Consider the following 18,981-nt stretch of genomic DNA (forward strand, 5'->3'; position numbering starts at 1 on the left):
TTCAGGCGACCGCTTGCTGATAGCCCGCTGCAGGGTATAGCGCCTGCGTGATTTCGGCATGCGCAAGCCCGGCCAGTGCCTGGCGGCTCATATCCCTGGCTAAAATAGGCTGGCAAAAATGTAAATGCACGCTAGGCCTGTGCATATGGATAAATGCCAGCATGGATTCTGCCATGGTGGTGTCGCCGGCATAAGCCGCAGCCAGGTTCAGGCTGCCATCAGGTAGCGCATAGCGGATCGCCACCGGGATGACCATGGTGTTGGCGTCAATGGCGGCTTGTATCAGGCTGCTTTTAAACGGCAGCACCTGCTGGCCTTCTGTGGTCGTCCCTTCCGGGAAAACGCATAAATTATCCCTGAGTTTCAAGGCATTGCTGGCCAGTTTCACCACCCGCGCCGCATCGCGCTGGCGGGTGCGGTTAATAAAGATAGTGCCGGATTTTCTGACCAGATAACCAAACACCGGCCAGTTACTCACTTCGAGCTTGGCGACAAAACGCACAGGTAGCACGCTGTTGATGGCATGTATATCGACCCAGGAGATATGGTTGGCGACAAAAAGTACGCCATGGGTATCTCTGCCCGGCGGGGAACCACTGACCGTGATGGCGATGTTAAAGCAGCGCAGCAGGGTTTGACACCACCATTGGATCAAGCCCAGCCGCACGCGGCGACTGGCCACTGGCAATACCAATGTCGCCAGTGTCAGCCCGGTTAATACCAGCAGGGTGATGCGGGTGATACGCCAGCCGCGGATGAATAGGGGTGTTTTTGTCAAAAATGTAAGGGCAAGTTATTTCTGGAAATGCGCTGCATATTTCGGGTTCATGCGCGAGAAAGGTAACAATACCAGCATATCGGCAGTATTAAAAGTGGAGTCCCAGGCTGGCTCGCCACAAATGTAAGCGCCCAGGCGCAGGTAACCCCTGATCAATGGTGGGCAGGTGACCTGCAAGGATTGATCCAGTGCCTCTATCGGCAACGGGTTATGCGGAAACACGCGATATTCGGCGGGCGACAGGTATTCTTCACGCAGGCGGCTGAACAGTGAAGCAGCCATATGGCCACCATCATGCATGGAGAGGCTGCCGCACCCTATCATGTATTCGTACTGGCGGGCCATCATGTATTTGGCCAGCCCTGCCCACAGTAAAGTAATGGTGCCACCAGTGCGGTAGTCTGCATGCACGCAGGCGCGGCCGACTTCTACAGTTCTATCACTCAACGGCGATAACCTGCTTAAATCAAATTCACCGGCCGAGTAATAACCGCCAGCCAGCATGGCCTGCATAGGGTTGAGAATACGATAGGTGCCGACCACTTGTTGTGTCGCATCATCGCGCACCAGCAAATGGTCACAAAACGCATCAAAACCATCCACGTCCAGGCCGTTGCTGCTTTTGATCTGTGCGCCCATCTCCTGGGAAAACACCTGGAAACGCAGGCGTTGCGCTTCGGCGATCTCTTCGGCGCTGGTCGCCAGCGCTACGCTGAGTGAAGCAGCCGGTCTACGCGAGAGATGGTTACTGTTTTGAATGTCTGACTGATGAATGCCAGGCTGTTGCAGATCTTGTTCAAACATCGCGCTTCTCCTTAGTGATCTAGCGAGAGAATAGGATTGCGATGTGAATGATTGGTGACTTTGTTGTGACAGTTATGTGCAGGTGTAACTAGTGGCAGGCAATAAAAAAGAGCGGTCAGGCCGCTCTTTTTTATTGCTCAATATCATTGAATTTAGTGGCTTACACGTGAGGTAGAGCCGTTTTCTACGATACGCACCCGGTCGCCAGGGGCAAACTGTTCATCTGCTTCCTGCACGATAGACACTAGGTTGCCACCATCCAGTTTGACGGTGATTTCATAGGCGTTTTTACGGGTCACCCCTTCTTCGATCGCCGAGCCTGCCAAACCGCCGGCAACCGCACCTATCACCGCAGCAATGATGCTGCCTTTGCCACCGCCTATGCTGCTACCGGCAATACCACCTACCGCACCGCCAGCCACAGTCCCTACGGGTGACTTGGTACCTTCCAGTTTGACGCTGCGTACACTTTCTACCACACCGGTTTTCACCGTTTGTGTTTTACGCGCTTCGTCGCGCGAGTAGACACTGCCGGAGTTAGAACTGGCACAAGCGCCTAAAAACCCCACTAGTACTGCTAAAGCAACCCACTTTAATGCGCGCACTCTCATTGTTTGTTCTAACATTGATTTTCTCCTTGTCTTGAATTTATCCTTGTTAATGCTAAATGCCAGGTTTAGCTAGATACCAGGTTTAGCTAGATGCCGGACGACTTAGTGTAGGGTCTTCCTTGATCGCATCCTGTACCAGCGCATGGCTATAAATACTTTCAATCTCTTCTCGACTGGCTTTGTGGTTCTGGCCACCTCTATGCGCGATCTTAATCGCACCCAGGGTTGCCGCCAGGCGACCACAGGCTTTCCAGTCCCAGCCGCGTGCAATGCCATATAACAAGCCGGCACGATAGGCATCACCACAGCCGGTCGGGTCTACCACTGCTTGTGCTTTAACGCACGGAATTTCATGGCGTTGACCATCCGCATAAATATGTGAACCTTCACTACCCAACGTCACGATCAGGGCTTTCACTTTGGCGGCAAGCTGTTCCAGTGTCAGTCCTGTCTTATCTTGGATGACCTGAGACTCATAATCGTTCACTGCCAGATAGTCTGCCAGTTCAATAAAATAAAGTAATTCTTCGCCATTGAACATGGGCAGGCCTTGACCGGGATCAAACATGAACGGGATGCCGGCTTCGTGACATTCTTTGGCGTGCTGGAACATGGCATCACGCCCATCAGGTGCAATGATAGCCAGTACGGCATCCTTGGCATCCTGCACGCTATTGGCATGTGCCTGTTGCATGGCGCCAGGGTGGAATGCCGTGATCTGGTTATCGTCTATATCTGTGGTGATAAAGGCTTGCGCGGTAAAGGCGCCATTAATGGTTTTAATGTGTGGTCTAGCTATATTGTGCTGGTCCAGCCAGCTTTGGTAAGGGGCGAAATCATCGCCAACCGTGGCCATGATCTGCGGCTGGCCATCCAGCATTTGCAGGTTGAACGCGATATTACCCGCCGTGCCGCCAAACTCTCTGCGCATCTCAGGCACCAGGAATGCCACGCTGAGTTTATGGATTTTATCTGCCAGGATATGGTTTTTAAACTGGTCGGGGAACACCATGATGGTGTCATAGGCCAAAGAGCCGCAAATTAGGATTTTCATGTGTCGTTTGAGCTGGAGTTAATGATAGCGTTGAGAATGAGCGGCTATTATTGCCGCCAGCCCCCAAGCTGGCAAGCCCTAGTTATATCAGATAGTGATGCCAGGCGTGGCAGGATTGCGGTTTTGCCAGGGGTGGCAGGGGTTCAGGATTGCCTGATAGCGATATCGATCAGGGTTTTTGCCGCTTTTTTGGCCGACTTGATGGCACCAGAGCCACGTTTGATCTGTTCTGCCTGCACCGCGCCTTCAAACAGGATGGAAAGCTGCAGCGCCAGGCCTTCTGCATCTTTGATCTGTGCTTCTTGCGCCAGCTGATGAATAAACTGCCGGAAGTCGCGTGACTGCCGGGATGACAGCTGGTGTATGCGGTTTTCTTCGTTGGGGAATTCAGCCGAAGCTTTGATGAACGCTACGCCGACAAACGAGGGCGAGGTCACCCACTCTTCAATAAAATCAAATAGTTGCTGGATCTTGGCGTCTGGTTTGTCGCTTAACGCAGCCAGTTTTTCATTCATCCAGCCTTGAAAGTCCTGATGGCTTTGCTGCAGCACTGCCAGAATCAGCTCTTCTTTGGTTTCAAAGTATTTGTACAGCGTCATTTTGGTGGTGCCCGCGACTGCCACTATGGTGTCTACGCCGGTGGAATTGATGCCACGCGTCTGGAACAGGTCGGTAGAAACCTGCAGGATTTTTTGCTTGAGCACACTCATGAGCTGGATTATAACACCCTATACTAAACGGTATAGTATCCATATTGGATTCAGCCAGGCCGCGAGTTCACCGCGTTGTTGATCACCTGGAGTTGGCCATCAGTTTTGGCGTGTAATTACATTGCACCTGATCCAGTAACTGATTCACCAGCACCTGCTCGTCCCTGTTGGTAGTGACGTGGCCATTGATCACGTTTTCGATATACACGCTTTTGAGCCTGTCCGGCAGATGCAGCACTTCGATCAGGCGGCAATCACCGTGTTTCATGGTTTCCAGGCGGCCATAGATCGCCGCCGTTTCAGACGGGCTGGCTTCAAAAGAGAACGGGTTAGGCGCTGGTTTTGCTGGCTGTTGGCGGTTAAATGGCTCGGCCGCATTCGCGGAGCGGATCTCAACTGGCTGCGAGATAGGCCAGAAATGCCCTGCCAGTATGCCGCTGCACAATACCATCGCCACAATGCCGTAATTGCGCACTGCCAGCCAGTCTATGTCGCGGCTGGTCTGTTCTTTGATCAGGGCTTGTGCTGCACGCTGTGCATGCAGCAGGGCGGTGGAATCCGGGTGGGCTAACTTCTCCTGGCAGGCGCTCATGGCCATAAAATACAGCTGGTTAGCCAGCATCTCGGGCAGCTTGGCGCCCGCTTTCTGCGACTGTATGGTGAGGTAGCTTTGCAAGCGACCGGCCTGTGCAGTGGGGTCATGTGCGTGTTGCCCGCTCACCCAGGGGCTGGAAAGCAGATCATCCAGGATAGAAAACAGGCCCAGCATTTTTTGCACAGGTTGCATGCCGGATTTATCCAGCATGCGTATCAACCATTCAGATTGCAGCAGGCTTTGCAACATGGCTTAAAAAGGTTTGACCACCACGAGAATGACGATGGCGAGCAGCAGCAACACCGGGATCTCATTGAACCAGCGGAACCAGGTATGCGAGCGCCGGCTGCTATGCGCGGCAAACTGTTTCAGCAATTTGCCACAATAATGGTGATAACCCAGCAGCAGGAACACCAGCGTTAATTTGGCATGCAGCCAGCCACCGCTGAAACCGTAGCCCAGCCACAACCAGAGACCAAAGCCTAAGGCCAGTATAGATAAGGGCTGCATGAAGCGATACAGCTTTTGTGCCATGAGCACCAGGCGTGCGTAGGCCTGCGCATCAGGCTCCATGGCCAGGTTGACATAGATGCGCGGCAGGTAAAACAGGCCGGCAAACCAGCTGGTGACAAACAGAATGTGAAACGCTTTGATCCATAACATGGTCAGTGTGCCTGTTGTTCTATCAATGCGTGCAGTTTGGGAAAGTCCAGTTCGCCTATCACTTTTTGCAGGCGACGGCCTTGCGGGTCATACACGAACGCAGTGGGCGTGAGATTGACGTTGCCAAAGGCCTTGACCATCTCGCCAAAGCCATCGTGCATCACGGCAAACGGCAGCGCTTTCTCCTGGCTGTAATTCAGCACCTGGGCCGGCGGGTCATAAGGCATGGCCACCGCGATCACTTCAAAATTGCTGTCTTTGTAACGTTTGTAGGTTTCGATCAGGGTCGGCATCTCTTTGATACAGCCCAGGCAATCGGTGGCCCAGAAATTGACCAGCACAGTTTTGCCGCGCAGCGAGGCCATGCTGATCTTTCTGCCATCCAGCGTAGTGAAAGTCACTTCTGGTGCGTGCGGTTTCTGCATCACTGCCATCGCCAGGCCGATAAACAAAGCCAGGGCAACCAGGGGCATGATCCATTTTTTGTATGAAAATTTGTATTTCGACATGATAATTAAATCTAAGATCCTAAAACGACTGTGTGTGGCCTGCTGCTGCATATCGCCATCGCTGGCAAGCTGATGCAGGCCAGATTCTACTCTTATTCTCAGACTATGGAATCCCGATTCGGTTTCGCAGTGAGTATCTGTCTTGTGCAGGCGCCAGCATGTCACAAAAGTGAACATGCTATAATTCTGCTGCCTATTTTAACTAGCATGACCTTCAGTTTCCTATGATACATCCAGCCAGTGCAACCTTGATCCGCAACCTGCAAGCCATCGTCGGCAAGTCATTCGTTTTGACCAGCCAGACCAAGATCGCCCCCTATAGCAAAGGTTTCCGCTTTGGCTCGGGTGAAGCGATGGCGGTGGCAAGGCCGGGTAGCTTGCTCGAGATCTGGCAGCTGTTAAAAGCCTGCGTGGCAGCCGATGTGGCCGTCATCATGCAGGCGGCCAATACCGGTTTGACCGGCGGGTCTACCCCGGATGGTAATGATTATGACCGGCCTATCGTCATTATTAACACCATGCGCATCAGTGATATTCACCTGATCAACGACGCCAAACAGATCATAGGCTTGCCTGGCAGCACCCTGTTTGGCCTGGAAGAAACCTTGAAGCCTTTTGGGCGTGAACCGCATTCGGTGATAGGCTCATCATGCATAGGCGCATCTATCATAGGTGGCGTGTGCAATAACTCTGGCGGTGCGCTGGTGCAGCGCGGGCCGGCTTACACCGAGCTATCGCTCTATGCGCAGATCACTGCCGATGGCACCCTGCAACTGGTGAACCATTTAGGCATACAGTTAGGGGATACCCCTGAACAGATACTCACTAATCTGCAGCACAAGCATTATCGTCAGGCAGATATCGAGCATCCAGACAAGCTGGCCTCGGATAATGTCTATCACGAGCGCGTACGCGAAGTCGATGCCGATACGCCGGCGCGTTTTAACAATGACGGCCGCCGCCTGCATGAATCATCTGGTTGCGCCGGCAAACTGGCGGTATTCGCCGTGCGCCTGGACACATACCCTATCCAAAAACAACAGGTGTTTTATGTAGGCACCAATGATGCGCAAGTGCTGGCGACCATGCGCCGCGAGATACTGACCCAATTCAAGACACTGCCAGTCTCGGGTGAGTACCTGCACCGCGACTGTTATGCAGTGACCAAAAAATACGGCAAAGACACTTTCTGGGTGATCAACACGCTAGGTTCCAAAGTGATCCCCAGCCTGTTCAGCATGAAGCGCACCATAGACCGCTTTGCCAGCAATTTCAGGTTCTTGCCCGCCAAGTTGTCTGAGGTCATCATGCAATGGTTCAGCTACTTGCTGCCCAGCCACCTGCCTAGCCGCATGGAAGCCTATCATCAGCAGTACCAGCACCACTGGATCCTGGAAATGAGCGGTGAAGGCATAGAAGAGGCGCGTGCCTATCTCAAGCAGTTTTTTGCATCACAGCAGGGTGATTACTTCGAATGCACGCAAGAAGAAGGCGATAAAGCCATCTTGCATAGATTTGTCGCCGGTGGAGCGATAGGACGCTATCATGCCTTGCATAAGGAATCGCTGGGCGCGATGATGACGGTGGACGTGGCGCTACGCAGAAACGAAGCCAAGTGGTTTGAAGAGCTGCCGCAAGAGATCGATGACCTGATCTCCGACAAGTTTTATTACGGCCATTTATTCTGCCATGTCATGCACCAGAACTACGTGCTGAAAAAAGGCGTAGATGCCAAAGCTTTAAAGCAGAAGATATTAAGCTCGTTTGATGCGCGTGGCGCGGAATATCCGGCCGAACACAATGTCGGGCACGAATATATCGCCAAAGAGCCGCTGAGGAAATTCTATCGTGTGCTGGACCCGACCAACAGTTTTAACCCCGGCATAGGTAAAACCAGCAAGTTGAAGGGCTGGGCTGAACGCTGATGTTTGCTGGCGTGCATGCGGCGCGCCATCACTAAATAAAAAAAGCCTTGCACGCATGCAAGGCTTTTTTATTATTGCCAGAAAGCTGATTAGTAAAGCAATCTCAAGCGTATGGTACCGGCGACTTTATCCAGTTGCTCAAACGCCAGTTTGGAGTCTACATCAGCCACATCCATGACCAGGTAACCAATATCATTACTTGTCATCAGGCTCTGCGCCACGATGTTGATGTTCTGCTCGGCGAATAATTTGTTGATATTGGACAACACGCCAGGCTGGTTGTGGTGAATATGCAGCAAGCGGTGCGTATTCGGCTGCTGCTGCATGGCGATCTGCGGGAAGTTGACGGCAGAAACCGTGTTACCCGCGCCAGCAAACTGCACGAATTTCTCAGCCACTTCAATGCCGATATTGGCTTGCGCTTCTTCAGTAGAACCACCGACGTGTGGCGTCAAAATCACGTTATCCAGACCGCGCAATGGAGATTCCAGCGGCTCGTCATTGGATTTTGGCTCGGTCGGGAACACATCAATCGCCGCGCCGCGCAGCTTGCCATTTTTCAGGACCACGGCCAGGGCTTCAATATCGACACAAGTACCGCGAGCGGCATTCATAAAGATGGAACCAGGCTTCATTTCGTCAAACTCGGCAGTCGACATCATGTTCTTGGTGGTCTCAAGCTCAGGCACGTGCAAAGACACCACGTCAGACTGGTTGAGCAACTCTTTCATGGTGCCTACCTGGCGCGCATTACCTAACGGCAGTTTGGTGATCACATCAAAGTAGATGACCTTCATGCCCAGGCTTTCCGCCAATACGGATAACTGGGAACCGATACTGCCGTAGCCGACGATACCCAGTGTCTTGCCGCGCGCCTCATTCGAGTTCGCCGCTGTTTTAGGCCATGAGCCCTGATGCACGGCAACACTTTTTCTCGGGATGTCGCGCAGCAATAAAATGATTTGACCAATGATCAATTCAGCCACAGAACGAGTGTTTGAATAAGGAGCATTGAATACCGGGATACCTTTGTCACGTGCAGCGTCCAGGTCGACCTGGTTGGTGCCTATGCAGAAGCAGCCGATCGCGGCCAGCCTGTCGGCAGCTTCCAGTACGCGTTTGGTGATTTGCGTGCGTGAGCGAAGACCGACAAAGCGTGCGCCTTTGATCCTTTCGATCAAGGCATCTTCGTCCAGAGCGGTCTTGACATAGTCAATGTTGGTGTAGCCTGCATTGTTCAGTGTATCAATGGCGTTTTGATGCACACCTTCTAACAATAAAAACCGGGCAGATTCTTTAATATTTGATTCCATACGCTACCTAAAGAAATGAATCAGTGGAGGAAAAATAAGCTCGTGAGTATAGCATAAATGAAATGCTGTTATTGGGTAAAAGCAGGTTAACGCGGCCGATTATTCGCGCTCGGAGGCAAAGGTGGCGGGCATGGCAGATTGTTTGCCAGCGTGCTGTAGAGCGCCAGCATGCTTAGAGGATGCCAGTATCCAGGCGGGCTGCTATAATTCAAATGCAAGCCCTGCAGGTGCAGGGCTTAAAAGCGTTATAAACGACAAGGTGATTGTTTTTATATGTAAAAAAGCCGGATCACTTTCTTGATTTGACGTAAACATATATCCCTGCCCATGTCATGACGATGGTGATGGCAGCAATAACGATCAGGCTCATCAAACCATAGTCAGTAGAAAATAAATCAATCAGAATTTTCATCGTATGTCCTCCTGTAAGTATCAGCATTTGCAAACTACATAGCTGATGATTATTTTGAGCTGTGACATACAGATGGTTTTTGATATAACGCAAACCTTATGCATGCAGCATGCTGTGAAATCATCTTTCACGCGCCGATAACAGGAAATAGTTGATGAATGTGTACCCCTTATTAAAACCGCTACTGTTCAGGCTGGATGCCGAACAAGCGCATGACCTGACGCTGAAATCGCTTAAACGCGCAGAGCAGCTGGGTCTATTGGCGTGGATGGGCGGGCGCCTGCCTGATCAACCCAGGCAAGTGATGGGGCTGCATTTCCCTAACCCGGTAGGGCTGGCCGCTGGTCTGGATAAGAATGCCATGGTAATAGACGGGATGGCTGCGCTAGGTTTTGGCTTTCTTGAGGTCGGCACGGTGACCCCGCGTCCGCAACCCGGCAACCCGCAACCGCGCTTGTTCCGATTGCCCGAGGCCGAAGCCATTATCAACCGTTTTGGCTTTAATAACCTGGGGGTAGACCAGCTGGTGCAGAATGTGAAAGCAGCCAAGTTCAAAGGGGTGCTGGGCATCAATATCGGCAAGAACTTTGATACGCCAAACGAACGTGCGGCAGAGGATTACCTGACCTGCATGCGCAAAGTGTATGCACATGCCAGCTATATCACGGTGAATATCTCATCCCCCAATACCAAGAACCTGCGTGCCTTGCAGGAAAAAGATGCGCTCAGCCAGTTGCTGGCCACCTTAAAGGCCGAGCAGAATATCCTGGCACAAGTGCATGGCAAATATGTGCCGGTCGCATTGAAGATCGCCCCCGATTTAAACAGCGAGCAGGTTGAGGAGATCGCCGGATTGCTGATGCAGCACAGGATAGATGGCGTGATCGCAACCAATACCACCCTGGCGCGTACGGCAGTCGCCGGCCTTGCGCATGCAGACGAAGCCGGTGGCTTATCCGGCACGCCGGTGAGAGATAGTTCTACCCAGGTGATACGCACATTGGCTGCATGCCTGCAAAACAGTTTGCCTATCATAGGCGTAGGCGGCATTCTCAATGGCGAAGACGCCAAACAGAAGATCGCCGCCGGTGCGAGCCTGGTGCAGCTGTACAGTGGCCTGATCTACAAAGGCCCGCAATTGGTTAAGGATTGCCGCAAAGCGCTGCTGTGATGGCGTTGCCTATCCTTTATTCCTACCGCCGCTGCCCTTATGCCATGCGGGCGCGCATGGCCTTGTGGGCCGCTCGAGTCCAGGTCGAACTACGCGAAGTCTCCCTGCGCGAAAAACCGCAGCATCTGTTACAGATATCCCCCAAAGCCACGGTGCCGGTATTGCAATTGCCAGATGGCGCGGTGCTGGAGCAAAGCCTGGATATCATGTATTGGGCCTTGCAGCAGAATGATGCGCAGGGGTGGCTGCAGGCCGATGCACAAGCTGCCAGTGCGCTGATCAGTATGAATGATGGCGAGTTCAAGCAAGCTTTGGATCGCTATAAATACCCTGATCGCTACCCTGAGCGATCACAATTGTTCTACCGCGAGCAGGGAGAGCAGTTTTTGCAAAAACTGGAAACTGCGCTGCTAGCGCAACGCTATCTGCTGGGGGAGGTTGCAAGTATTGCGGATGTGGCTATTTTTCCGTTTATCCGCCAGTTTGCGGCGGTGGATAGTGAGTGGTTTTCGCAGAGTGTTTATGGTAATTTGAGGGTGTGGTTGGCGGGATGGGTGGAGAGTGCTTTGTTTGATGAGGTGATGCAGAAGGTTGCGGCTTATGTTGAGGGGTGAAGATTCAGTGGTAGACGCTACATTCCCCCGTCATTCTGGCGTAGGCCAGAATCCAGGCGAAGTACATACATAGCTTTGTTCCAATAGAGCACAAGTAATGCACTTTCCTGTGAGATTTTAATCGGTATTTCTTTGGGTAGTTCTACGCTCTATTTCACCATTTTATTTCGCCCCTCGGCGAGTGTCTTTTCTTTGCGTGCCCAAAGAAAAGACACCAAAAGAAAGGGCACCCTAGCTTCCGCTTGTTCCCAGCGTTGCTCATCAGCGTGGGCGTCCAACGAAACTCGCCCGAGCGGCGAGCACACAGCGCAAGCCACCGCGGAACTCGAACAGACGCTGGCCGACCCCGCCCACGCTGACTGCGCTACTCGGCGCGACAGATAGGGGCCCGTAAAAACCACACGCGCTCAGTTATGGTGAGACTCGCTGCATTTATTCCCGCACGAACATTTAAATAAAACCAACCAAAAAAACAAAATGAAACAAAACCCACCCACCAACCAAAAGAATTGGTTGGTGGGTGGGGGGGTTAGTCTTGGAAGTTAAGAGGGTCACTAAGCGCCCTGTACAGTTAGAGCTTCACCACTATCTAAACGTGGTGGGTCTAAATGGGCCCCTATCTGACGCGCCGAGTAGCGGAGTCAAAATAAGGAGGAAGGGAGCGACTGTCTGAGCTCCGCGGTGGCCTGCGGGGCGTGCAGGCCGCTAGGGCGAGTTTCGCGACCGCTTATTTTGATGAGCAACGCAGGAAGAAAGCGGAAGCTAGGGTGCCCTTTCTTTTGGTTACTTATTCTTTGGGCAAGCAAAGAAAAGTAACTCGCCTAGAGGCGAAATAAAATGCCGAAACAGACCACTGAACAATTCAAAGAAATACCGATTAAAACTTTATAAGTAAGTGCAGCACCTCTGCTCTACTGCAACCAAGCTAAACATGTACCTTGCCTGGATTCCGGCCTCCGCCGGAATGACGGGCGAATATAGGTCTACCAATTGCGCATAAGCCAACCAAACAGTAACCCGCCTAGTGGAAAAAAGAGCGTTCAAATCATCCAAACAACTACTGACTAGAACCAAGCAGCAGACGCAACATGCGTCAACTGTACACCTCTAATCGGGTAAAAACATCTCCAACAAGGTATTCAAAAACCTCTGCCCCAGCAATGTCGGTCTAATCACTCCCCCAACCTGCTCCAGCAATCCCTTATCTTTCGCCTCCTGCAACTGCGCTTGCATCACCCGCAACGGCAAACCAGTCCGTTGCTGAAACAAGCCCGCTTCAACACCATCCACCAACCGCAACGCATTCATCATGAACTCGAACGCCAGATCCTCGCGCCCTATCTGCCACTCACTATCCACCCCCTGCCCCTGCTTGATAGATTCAAGATATTTCTTGGGATGCTTATGCCGGCTCTGGCGGATGATCTTGTCGTGAAAACTCAGCTTGGAATGCGCGCCTGCACCGATCCCCAGATAATCGCCAAAACCCCAGTAATTCAGGTTGTGCTGACATTGCTGGCCGGGCTGCGCGAAAGCTGAGGTTTCGTAATGCTGGTAGCCGTTGGCTGCCAGTATCTTCTCTATCTCTTCCTGCATGGTGGCACTGGTATCGTCATCCGGCAAGCTGGGCGGTGTGCGGTGAAACGGGGTGTTGGGTTCCAGCGTCAGATGATAGAACGACAGGTGCGCAGGTTTTAACTGGCAGGCGGTCTCGGCATCTTGCAAGGCATGTTCCAGGCTCTGCTCAGGCAGTGCGTACATTACATCGAGATTGACTCTCTCAAAGGTATTCAGCGCCAGCTCGGCCGCCGCCAGCGCCTGCTCGCGGTCATGGATGCGGCCCAGCGCTTTGAGGTATTGCGGCTGAAAACTCTGTATGCCCAGCGAGACACGATTGACCCCCGCTGCGTGATAACCCTTGAAGTTGGCGCTATCGACTGTGCCGGGGTTGGCTTCCAGCGTCACTTCGGCGCCATATTCCAGCGGCGTGAGCATGCGCACATGGCTGAGTATCTTATCTATCGCCTCGGCAGAAAAAATACTCGGCGTGCCGCCGCCAAAAAACACGCTGCGGATCTTGCGGCCCCATACCAGTGGCGTGGCTTGCTCAAGGTCGGCAATCAGCGCATCTACATAGGCTGCTTCCGGGATCTCCTGGCGGGCTTCGTGGGAATTGAAGTCGCAATACGGGCATTTACGCACACACCAGGGGATATGGATATACAGGGAAAGCGGTGGCGGGTTGGTGAGGCCGCTCAGGGTGACGTCGCCTTGCAAAGGCGCGTCACTCAGGGTATTGGCAGGGTAAATCGGGATCATGCGGGTATTTTACCGCGTAACCGTTAAGCAGCACCCGCTTATATGCTTTGCAGCAACACCCGGGGGGGCTGATTAAACTGCTTGCGTGCCACTAGCCATGCTGCAAACGGCACCAGCACTATCGCTGCCAGTAAAGCCTGTAGCGTGAACCAGGCGTTGAACTGGTACTGAATATTGAGTATGAAACCGGCCAGGTAATAGGCAGCAATATTGGTAAAAATATTGGCGACGATACTGGCGAGCACGCCTATACATAAGAACTCGACCAGCATGGCCAGCACCACTTGTTTTGTTGAGGCACCCAGCACCCGCATCAAGGTGCTTTCGCGCACGCGTTCTTCGCGGGTGGCCATCATTGCCGCATACAGCACGGCTACCCCGGCCAGCAGGCTAAAGCCAAACACAAACTCGATCGCGTAACTCATTTTGCTGAGCAGGCCCTGTAGCTGCTCCATCACCGCGGCCACATTGATAATGCTCAAATTGGGGAACTGCCTGACCAACTGGTTCAGCACCTCATCTTTGCCGGCAGGCAGATGAAAGCTGGTGAGGTAGTTGGCGGCATAGTTATCCAGCACTTTGGGCGGCGTCACTGCAAAAAAGTTAACGTGCATGCTGTTCCATTCCACCTTGCGCAAGCTGGTGATGGTGAGGTCCAGTTTGCTGCCGGCCACATCGTACGAAAGTTTATCACCCAGCTTTAAACCTAGCGTCTCTGCCAACCCTTGTTCCAGGGACAATTGAGGGTTACCTGCATCTTCAGCACGCCACCACTGGCCGGCGACCAGCTCGTTATCGGCTTGCATCTGCGCCGCCCACGATAAATTAAATTCCCGCTCGGCCAAGCGCTTGGCGCGGTCATCCTTGTAATCATCCATATTGATGGGTTTGCCATTCACCGCTTGCAGCCGCGCACGCACCATGGGGAAAATATCGGCATGCTGTATGGCATGGGCGCTTAACAGGTCATTGATGCCAGGGATCTGATCTGCCTGTATGTTAATGACAAAGCGATTAGGCGCGTCGGCGGGGAGAGAGGTCTGCCAGTTTTTAAGCAGGTCATTACGCACAAATGCCAGCAACAACAGCGCCATCAGGCCCATGCTTAAGCCGACCACCTGGGCGATGGTCAGGATGGGGCGTCGCCTCAAGCCCATCAGGCCAAGTTTGATGATGCCGAAATTCTGCACCGGGAGCGACCGTATGATACGCAGCCCGGCCAGTGCCAGCAGCCCGGCCACCGCGACCAATGCCACGAGTGCGGCAAATACGATCGCGGCCAGTTTGATATCGCCGGCATGCCAGAACACCAGCCCGGCCAGCACGATGAATGCAGGGATAAACAGCATGGCATTCATACGCACGTCGCCTTCCAGGTCCTGGCGCAAGATGCGTAATGCCGGCACGGCGCGCAAGCGTAACAGCTGCGGCCATACCACGGTGAGCAGGGTCGCAAAGCCGGTCGCCAGGCCCAGCAACACCGGCATCCATCCCGGGGCTGGCAAGGTCTCCACAAACAGGCGTCCGGCCAGTATGGCCAGGCCATATTGCGCGGCAAACCCCAGCACACAACCGATCACACTACCCAGCAAAGCCAGCAGCAAGGTTTGGTAAAGCAGTATCTGCGTGATCAGTTGTTTGCTCGCGCCAAAACAGCGCATCAGCGCATACGCATCCAGACTTTTTTGCACATAGGGAATGCTCGCCAGCAACATGGCCACCATCGCCAGAATCACGCCGACCATAGAAGCGATGCCGAGGAACTGTTGCGCCTTATCCAGCGCATTGCGCATTTCAGGGCGGGCACTGCGGATATCATCCACGCGTTCACCGCGTGCAAGTTGCGGTTTCAGCCATTCGGCATAATTGTCTATCGCTTGCGCCTCTGCATTGTTGTCGCTGGCGACCAGCAACTGATATTTCACGCGGCTGCCGAACTGCAGCAAGCCGGTGGCGGCCACATCGCCGCTATTCATAAACACACGCGGCGCAATGCTGAACATGTCGCCACCGCGCGAAGGCTCCTGCAGTAAAAAGGCCGCGACCTTAAACTGGCTTTCACCCAGGCTGATCTCATCCCCTATCTTCAGCGCGAGTTTTTGCGCCAGGCGCGGCTCTATCCATAACGTGCCTTTAGCCGGTATCTCTGCAGCCAATAGCTGGGCTTTGGCGTTAGTCATTGATTGTTTGCTGATAGTCAGATGCCCGCGCAAAGGAAAGCCAGGCGCCACCGCCTTGACTTCAGCAAGCTCGCTGCCATCACCTTTCACCACCATGCTGGAAAACTCCAGCGCCTGCGTGGTCTGATATTGGCGGCGTTGCGCTTCAGCCAGATAAGCGGCGGGGATGGCATGGTCGGAGTTCACCACCAGGTCGGCCCCCAGCAGCACGTTGCCCTGGGTCTGCATGCTGGCCTTGATACGGTCAGTGAAAAAGCTGACCGATGTGGTCGCCGTCACCGCCAATATCAGCGCAAACAGCAATACCCTGATCTCGCCAGCAGACCACAGGCTGCGCAACTGACGCCAGGCAATAGAGAGCGCCAGCATTTAATGCCCCCCTGCCTGAGCGTCGTCTATCGTGCGCTCGCCAAGGACAATTTCTTGCAATTGGCCGCCCTGCAGATTCAGCACGCGCTGGCAACGCCTGGCCAGCTGCATATCATGCGTGACCAGCACCAGCGTGGTGCCACTCTTTGCGTTTAAATCAAACAGTAATTGAATGATGGCCTCACCCGTGGCGACATCCAGATTCCCGGTGGGCTCATCCGCAAATAAAATGGCCGGCCTGGCCGCAAATGCCCTGGCTATCGCCACCCGTTGCTGTTCGCCGCCCGACAACTGTTTTGGGTAGTGCGTGGCGCGTGGTGCCAGACCTACACTTTCTAGCGCAGCTACCGCCACTGCCTGAGCGTCACGACGACCTGCCAGTTGCAAAGGCAGCATCACATTTTCAAGAGCGGTCAGTGAACCCAGCAGTTGAAACGATTGAAAGACAAAACCCATATGCTGAGCCCGCACAGCTGCACGACCATCTTCATCCATCTGGCCGATATCCTGGCCGGCGATCAGCACTTTTCCGCTACTTGCTATATCCAGCCCCGCCAGCAGACCTAGCAAAGTAGATTTACCAGACCCGGAACTCCCAATGATCGCCAGCCTCTCACCCTTGGCTACCGCAAGATTCAAATGGCTCAAAATGGGGATTGTTGTATTATTACTCACAACAGATTTACTTAAAGACAGCGCTTCAACAGCATAAGGGCTTTGCATTAATGACGTTCCGATTTCTAAAAATATTGATCGTGTTACCTGGTTTATTGTTTAACAACTTAGTTTTTGCAGAGTCTGCATCCAGACCAACCATACTGGTATTTGGCGACAGCTTGTCTGCCGCTTACAGAATCCCCCAGGCACAAGGCTGGGTCAGTCTGCTGGCACAACGAGTGAAAGACAACCAATTACCCTACGAAGTTGCCAACGCCAGCGTCAGTGGTGAAACAACTGCCGGCGGACTCAGCCGCTTGCCGGCGGCACTCAGACAGTTTAAACCCAGTATCGTGGTGATAGAACTGGGCGCAAACGACGGCCTGCGCGGCTTGCCGCTGGATGCCATGAAAAACAACCTGGAAAAAATGATACTCGCCAGCCAGCAAGCGAATGCGCAAGTCGTTCTATTAGGCATGTTTATTCCACCTAATTATGGCCCCAAATACACCAATGGTTTTAAAGCGGTTTACCTGGATTTGTCAGAAAAATACAAAACGCCATTTATCCCGTTTTTTCTGAATGGTATCAGCGGTCACAGCGATCTGGTACTGGAAGATGGACTGCACCCGAATGTGAATGCGCAAAGGAAAATATTGGAGAATGTTTGGCCGACTTTGAAGCCCCTGCTTATAAGTAATATCAACCATAGATAATAGATACAAACTAAAGTAGCTTTATATCTTACCCCCGGAAAGAATTTTCTCTACTAATTCTTCTTCAACGATGCTCCTACTATACCTATATTCATTCTTACCATCTAAAGGACCTAGAACTTTTGGTGGCGAACTAGAAATTTCATTGGTCAAAAGAACTGTGAAAGCAGGATTTCCACTTATGCGCAGAGTCTGATGAAGGACACCCGCTTTAACGCTGTATGACTTACCTGCGTTATAGATATTTCGTTTATCCTCTGAAATTCTCATGATTTCGTCAGTCTTTATCAGAACAGACTGAATATGATCATAATGAGTTTGGTAGATTGCCAAGTCTTTTCCTTCAGCAGCAGCAACATATTCAATATTTTCAACTTCACCCTCTAAAATCCAACTTTTAAAATCAAACAAGTGATCATGGATTAAACAGTGTGCTGACTGTTGCAAACTATTGCTCATCGGCCAGCAGTGCAGTCTAAGTTTATACTTTCCCTGTGTCAGCAGGGTACATGCAATAAAGCCCAACGGGTGAAGTCTGAAAGGGGCCTGAATATGGCGACGTAAAAATAATAAATCTGATAAATTTAAACTTCCCTTTTCAAGCTCACTTTCTAACTCATTTAAAGAAGGCATCATGATTAATAAGGATCTTTTGGAGCATTAATAGAGTTAAGAAGTCTCGATAAATTTAAGTCATTAAGCTTATCCTCTTCGAAAATCCCAGTAACTCTGATCACTTCACGCAATTTATGCTCGTCCACATCGCCAATAAACTCTAAATTTTTGCTAGATGCCATTTCTTGTGACTGTCGTTCAGTTAATCGAACATCATCTTTATATGAGTCATAAAAATATGTATTCACATCCGCACGCAACGCAGAAGCCTCTTTGTCTTCCTTCGTGACAATGACATATTGATCTGCAATATCTAATCTAAATGCCGAGAAATGTTCGACAAAAAATACTCGTATACGCAATTGCGGTGCTGAAAATTGATACTTCAAAGCGGTGACAGCTGTTGCCAATATTTCCTCTTGAACTAGCTGTTTATTCCACTGTTCACCAGAGTTAGACGACTTAAGGCTTCTTCTGTAAATAGCATAAGAGTTACATAGCTCCTCATTCTTTGGATTCAATATACAAATAGTTATATCTCTGCCCAACCCTTCAACTCTGGCAGCATCAGCTAGTTTGGGAATTGTCGTTGCTCGTGTATATCGTCCGCATGCTCCTTTAAATATCCAAGATTTTGTCGAAATAGTGGCAGCTTTAAGAAGAGGATTAATTTGCTTAGGTGGGATTACTTCAATTTGCGAACGTTTTACTATATCTGGGGTAAGCCAAAAGACAAAACACCCCAAGAAAACTGCAACTATCATCGAAATTACGAGATTATCGAGAAAGACACCAAGAAATACTGTCCATGTCTGGCTTTGCTCAGAAGCAAAAATTGGCAATATGAAAAATCGGGTTATTAGTGTTAACAGAACAATAAGTATTACCATCACAAAAAAGGTTCTGCGATAGTATTCTTTAGAAAGAATTACGTCCATTTCCGCTCCAGTTAATTTTTTTAGAATG

The 18,981-nt window shown here is 51.7% G+C and carries 19 protein-coding genes; 4 read left to right on the plus strand and 15 right to left on the minus strand.

Annotated elements, in window-relative coordinates; all coding sequences use genetic code 11:
• Window position 1: 1 nt before the first annotated feature.
• The 8 genes from ACT6RZ_RS02350 to ACT6RZ_RS02385 form a co-directional block, all read right to left on the minus strand.
• Entirely contained in the window at window positions 2–778 is a 777-nt protein-coding gene (locus tag ACT6RZ_RS02350; RefSeq protein ID WP_444700585.1) for a lysophospholipid acyltransferase family protein, read from the minus strand.
• Between the two features lie 15 nt (window positions 779–793).
• On the minus strand, window positions 794–1,582 hold the full coding sequence (locus ACT6RZ_RS02355) for a GNAT family N-acetyltransferase (protein ID WP_444700586.1): 789 nt from the start codon (window positions 1,580–1,582) through the stop codon (window positions 794–796).
• 152 nt (window positions 1,583–1,734) lie between these two features.
• Complete coding sequence (locus tag ACT6RZ_RS02360; protein WP_444700775.1) at window positions 1,735–2,193, minus strand: glycine zipper 2TM domain-containing protein; 459 nt, start codon at window positions 2,191–2,193, stop codon at window positions 1,735–1,737.
• 82 nt (window positions 2,194–2,275) lie between these two features.
• On the minus strand, window positions 2,276–3,247 hold the full coding sequence (locus ACT6RZ_RS02365) for a carbohydrate kinase family protein (RefSeq protein ID WP_444700587.1): 972 nt from the start codon (window positions 3,245–3,247) through the stop codon (window positions 2,276–2,278).
• Window positions 3,248–3,390: 143 nt separating this feature from the next.
• Window positions 3,391–3,957, minus strand: a complete 567-nt coding sequence (locus tag ACT6RZ_RS02370) for a TetR/AcrR family transcriptional regulator (protein ID WP_444700588.1) — start codon at window positions 3,955–3,957, stop codon at window positions 3,391–3,393.
• A gap of 82 nt (window positions 3,958–4,039) precedes the next feature.
• Window positions 4,040–4,801: a hypothetical protein gene (locus ACT6RZ_RS02375; protein WP_444700589.1), complete on the minus strand. Its 762-nt coding sequence runs from the start codon at window positions 4,799–4,801 to the stop codon at window positions 4,040–4,042.
• A gap of 3 nt (window positions 4,802–4,804) precedes the next feature.
• The gene (locus tag ACT6RZ_RS02380) at window positions 4,805–5,215 is read right to left on the minus strand and encodes a CopD family protein (RefSeq protein ID WP_444700590.1); all 411 of its coding nucleotides are present in this window, start codon (window positions 5,213–5,215) and stop codon (window positions 4,805–4,807) included.
• Between the two features lie 2 nt (window positions 5,216–5,217).
• Window positions 5,218–5,724, minus strand: coding sequence for a TlpA disulfide reductase family protein (locus tag ACT6RZ_RS02385; protein WP_444700591.1), 507 nt, complete (start codon window positions 5,722–5,724; stop codon window positions 5,218–5,220).
• A gap of 224 nt (window positions 5,725–5,948) precedes the next feature.
• Here ACT6RZ_RS02385 and dld point away from each other — a divergent pair, with 224 nt between their 5' ends.
• Complete coding sequence (dld, locus tag ACT6RZ_RS02390) at window positions 5,949–7,649, plus strand: D-lactate dehydrogenase (RefSeq protein WP_444700592.1); 1,701 nt, start codon at window positions 5,949–5,951, stop codon at window positions 7,647–7,649.
• Window positions 7,650–7,738: 89 nt separating this feature from the next.
• Here the strand turns inward: dld and serA are convergent, their stop codons facing one another.
• Together serA and ACT6RZ_RS02400 are read right to left on the minus strand one after the other, a co-directional pair.
• Window positions 7,739–8,962, minus strand: coding sequence for a phosphoglycerate dehydrogenase (gene serA, locus ACT6RZ_RS02395; protein ID WP_444700593.1), 1,224 nt, complete (start codon window positions 8,960–8,962; stop codon window positions 7,739–7,741).
• Window positions 8,963–9,251: 289 nt separating this feature from the next.
• Complete coding sequence (locus ACT6RZ_RS02400; protein WP_444700594.1) at window positions 9,252–9,374, minus strand: DUF3149 domain-containing protein; 123 nt, start codon at window positions 9,372–9,374, stop codon at window positions 9,252–9,254.
• A 154-nt stretch (window positions 9,375–9,528) separates the two neighbouring features.
• On the opposite strand from ACT6RZ_RS02400, the gene ACT6RZ_RS02405 reads away from it, so the two are divergent.
• Window positions 9,529–10,545 (plus strand): quinone-dependent dihydroorotate dehydrogenase, encoded by a 1,017-nt coding sequence (locus ACT6RZ_RS02405; RefSeq protein WP_444700595.1) that lies wholly within the window; start codon window positions 9,529–9,531, stop codon window positions 10,543–10,545.
• Window positions 10,545–11,159, plus strand: coding sequence for a glutathione S-transferase (locus ACT6RZ_RS02410; RefSeq protein ID WP_444700596.1), 615 nt, complete (start codon window positions 10,545–10,547; stop codon window positions 11,157–11,159). Before ACT6RZ_RS02405 ends, ACT6RZ_RS02410 begins: the two co-directional genes overlap by 1 nt.
• 1,107 nt (window positions 11,160–12,266) lie before the next feature.
• On the opposite strand, the gene hemW is transcribed toward ACT6RZ_RS02410, so the two are convergent.
• The 3 genes from hemW to ACT6RZ_RS02425 are packed head-to-tail and all read right to left on the minus strand — an operon-like array spanning window position 12,267 to window position 16,750.
• Window positions 12,267–13,478: a radical SAM family heme chaperone HemW gene (gene hemW, locus ACT6RZ_RS02415; RefSeq protein ID WP_444700597.1), complete on the minus strand. Its 1,212-nt coding sequence runs from the start codon at window positions 13,476–13,478 to the stop codon at window positions 12,267–12,269.
• Between the two features lie 38 nt (window positions 13,479–13,516).
• Window positions 13,517–16,027: an ABC transporter permease gene (locus ACT6RZ_RS02420; RefSeq protein WP_444700598.1), complete on the minus strand. Its 2,511-nt coding sequence runs from the start codon at window positions 16,025–16,027 to the stop codon at window positions 13,517–13,519.
• Window positions 16,028–16,750 (minus strand): ABC transporter ATP-binding protein, encoded by a 723-nt coding sequence (locus tag ACT6RZ_RS02425; protein ID WP_444700599.1) that lies wholly within the window; start codon window positions 16,748–16,750, stop codon window positions 16,028–16,030. It lies immediately after the preceding gene.
• Between the two features lie 47 nt (window positions 16,751–16,797).
• On the opposite strand from ACT6RZ_RS02425, the gene ACT6RZ_RS02430 reads away from it, so the two are divergent.
• Window positions 16,798–17,400 carry an arylesterase gene (locus ACT6RZ_RS02430; RefSeq protein ID WP_444700600.1) on the plus strand — a complete coding sequence of 201 codons (603 nt, stop codon included), beginning with the start codon at window positions 16,798–16,800 and terminating at the stop codon, window positions 17,398–17,400.
• Window positions 17,401–17,421: 21 nt separating this feature from the next.
• On the opposite strand, the gene ACT6RZ_RS02435 is transcribed toward ACT6RZ_RS02430, so the two are convergent.
• Both ACT6RZ_RS02435 and ACT6RZ_RS02440 read right to left on the minus strand, forming a co-directional pair.
• Entirely contained in the window at window positions 17,422–18,036 is a 615-nt protein-coding gene (locus ACT6RZ_RS02435) for a hypothetical protein (RefSeq protein ID WP_444700601.1), read from the minus strand.
• 2 nt (window positions 18,037–18,038) lie between these two features.
• Complete coding sequence (locus ACT6RZ_RS02440; protein WP_444700602.1) at window positions 18,039–18,953, minus strand: hypothetical protein; 915 nt, start codon at window positions 18,951–18,953, stop codon at window positions 18,039–18,041.
• Window positions 18,954–18,981: the final 28 nt, after the last annotated feature.

The sequence above is a fragment of the Methylophilus sp. genome (genome assembly GCF_052437885.1).
GTDB lineage: Bacteria > Pseudomonadota > Gammaproteobacteria > Burkholderiales > Methylophilaceae > Methylophilus.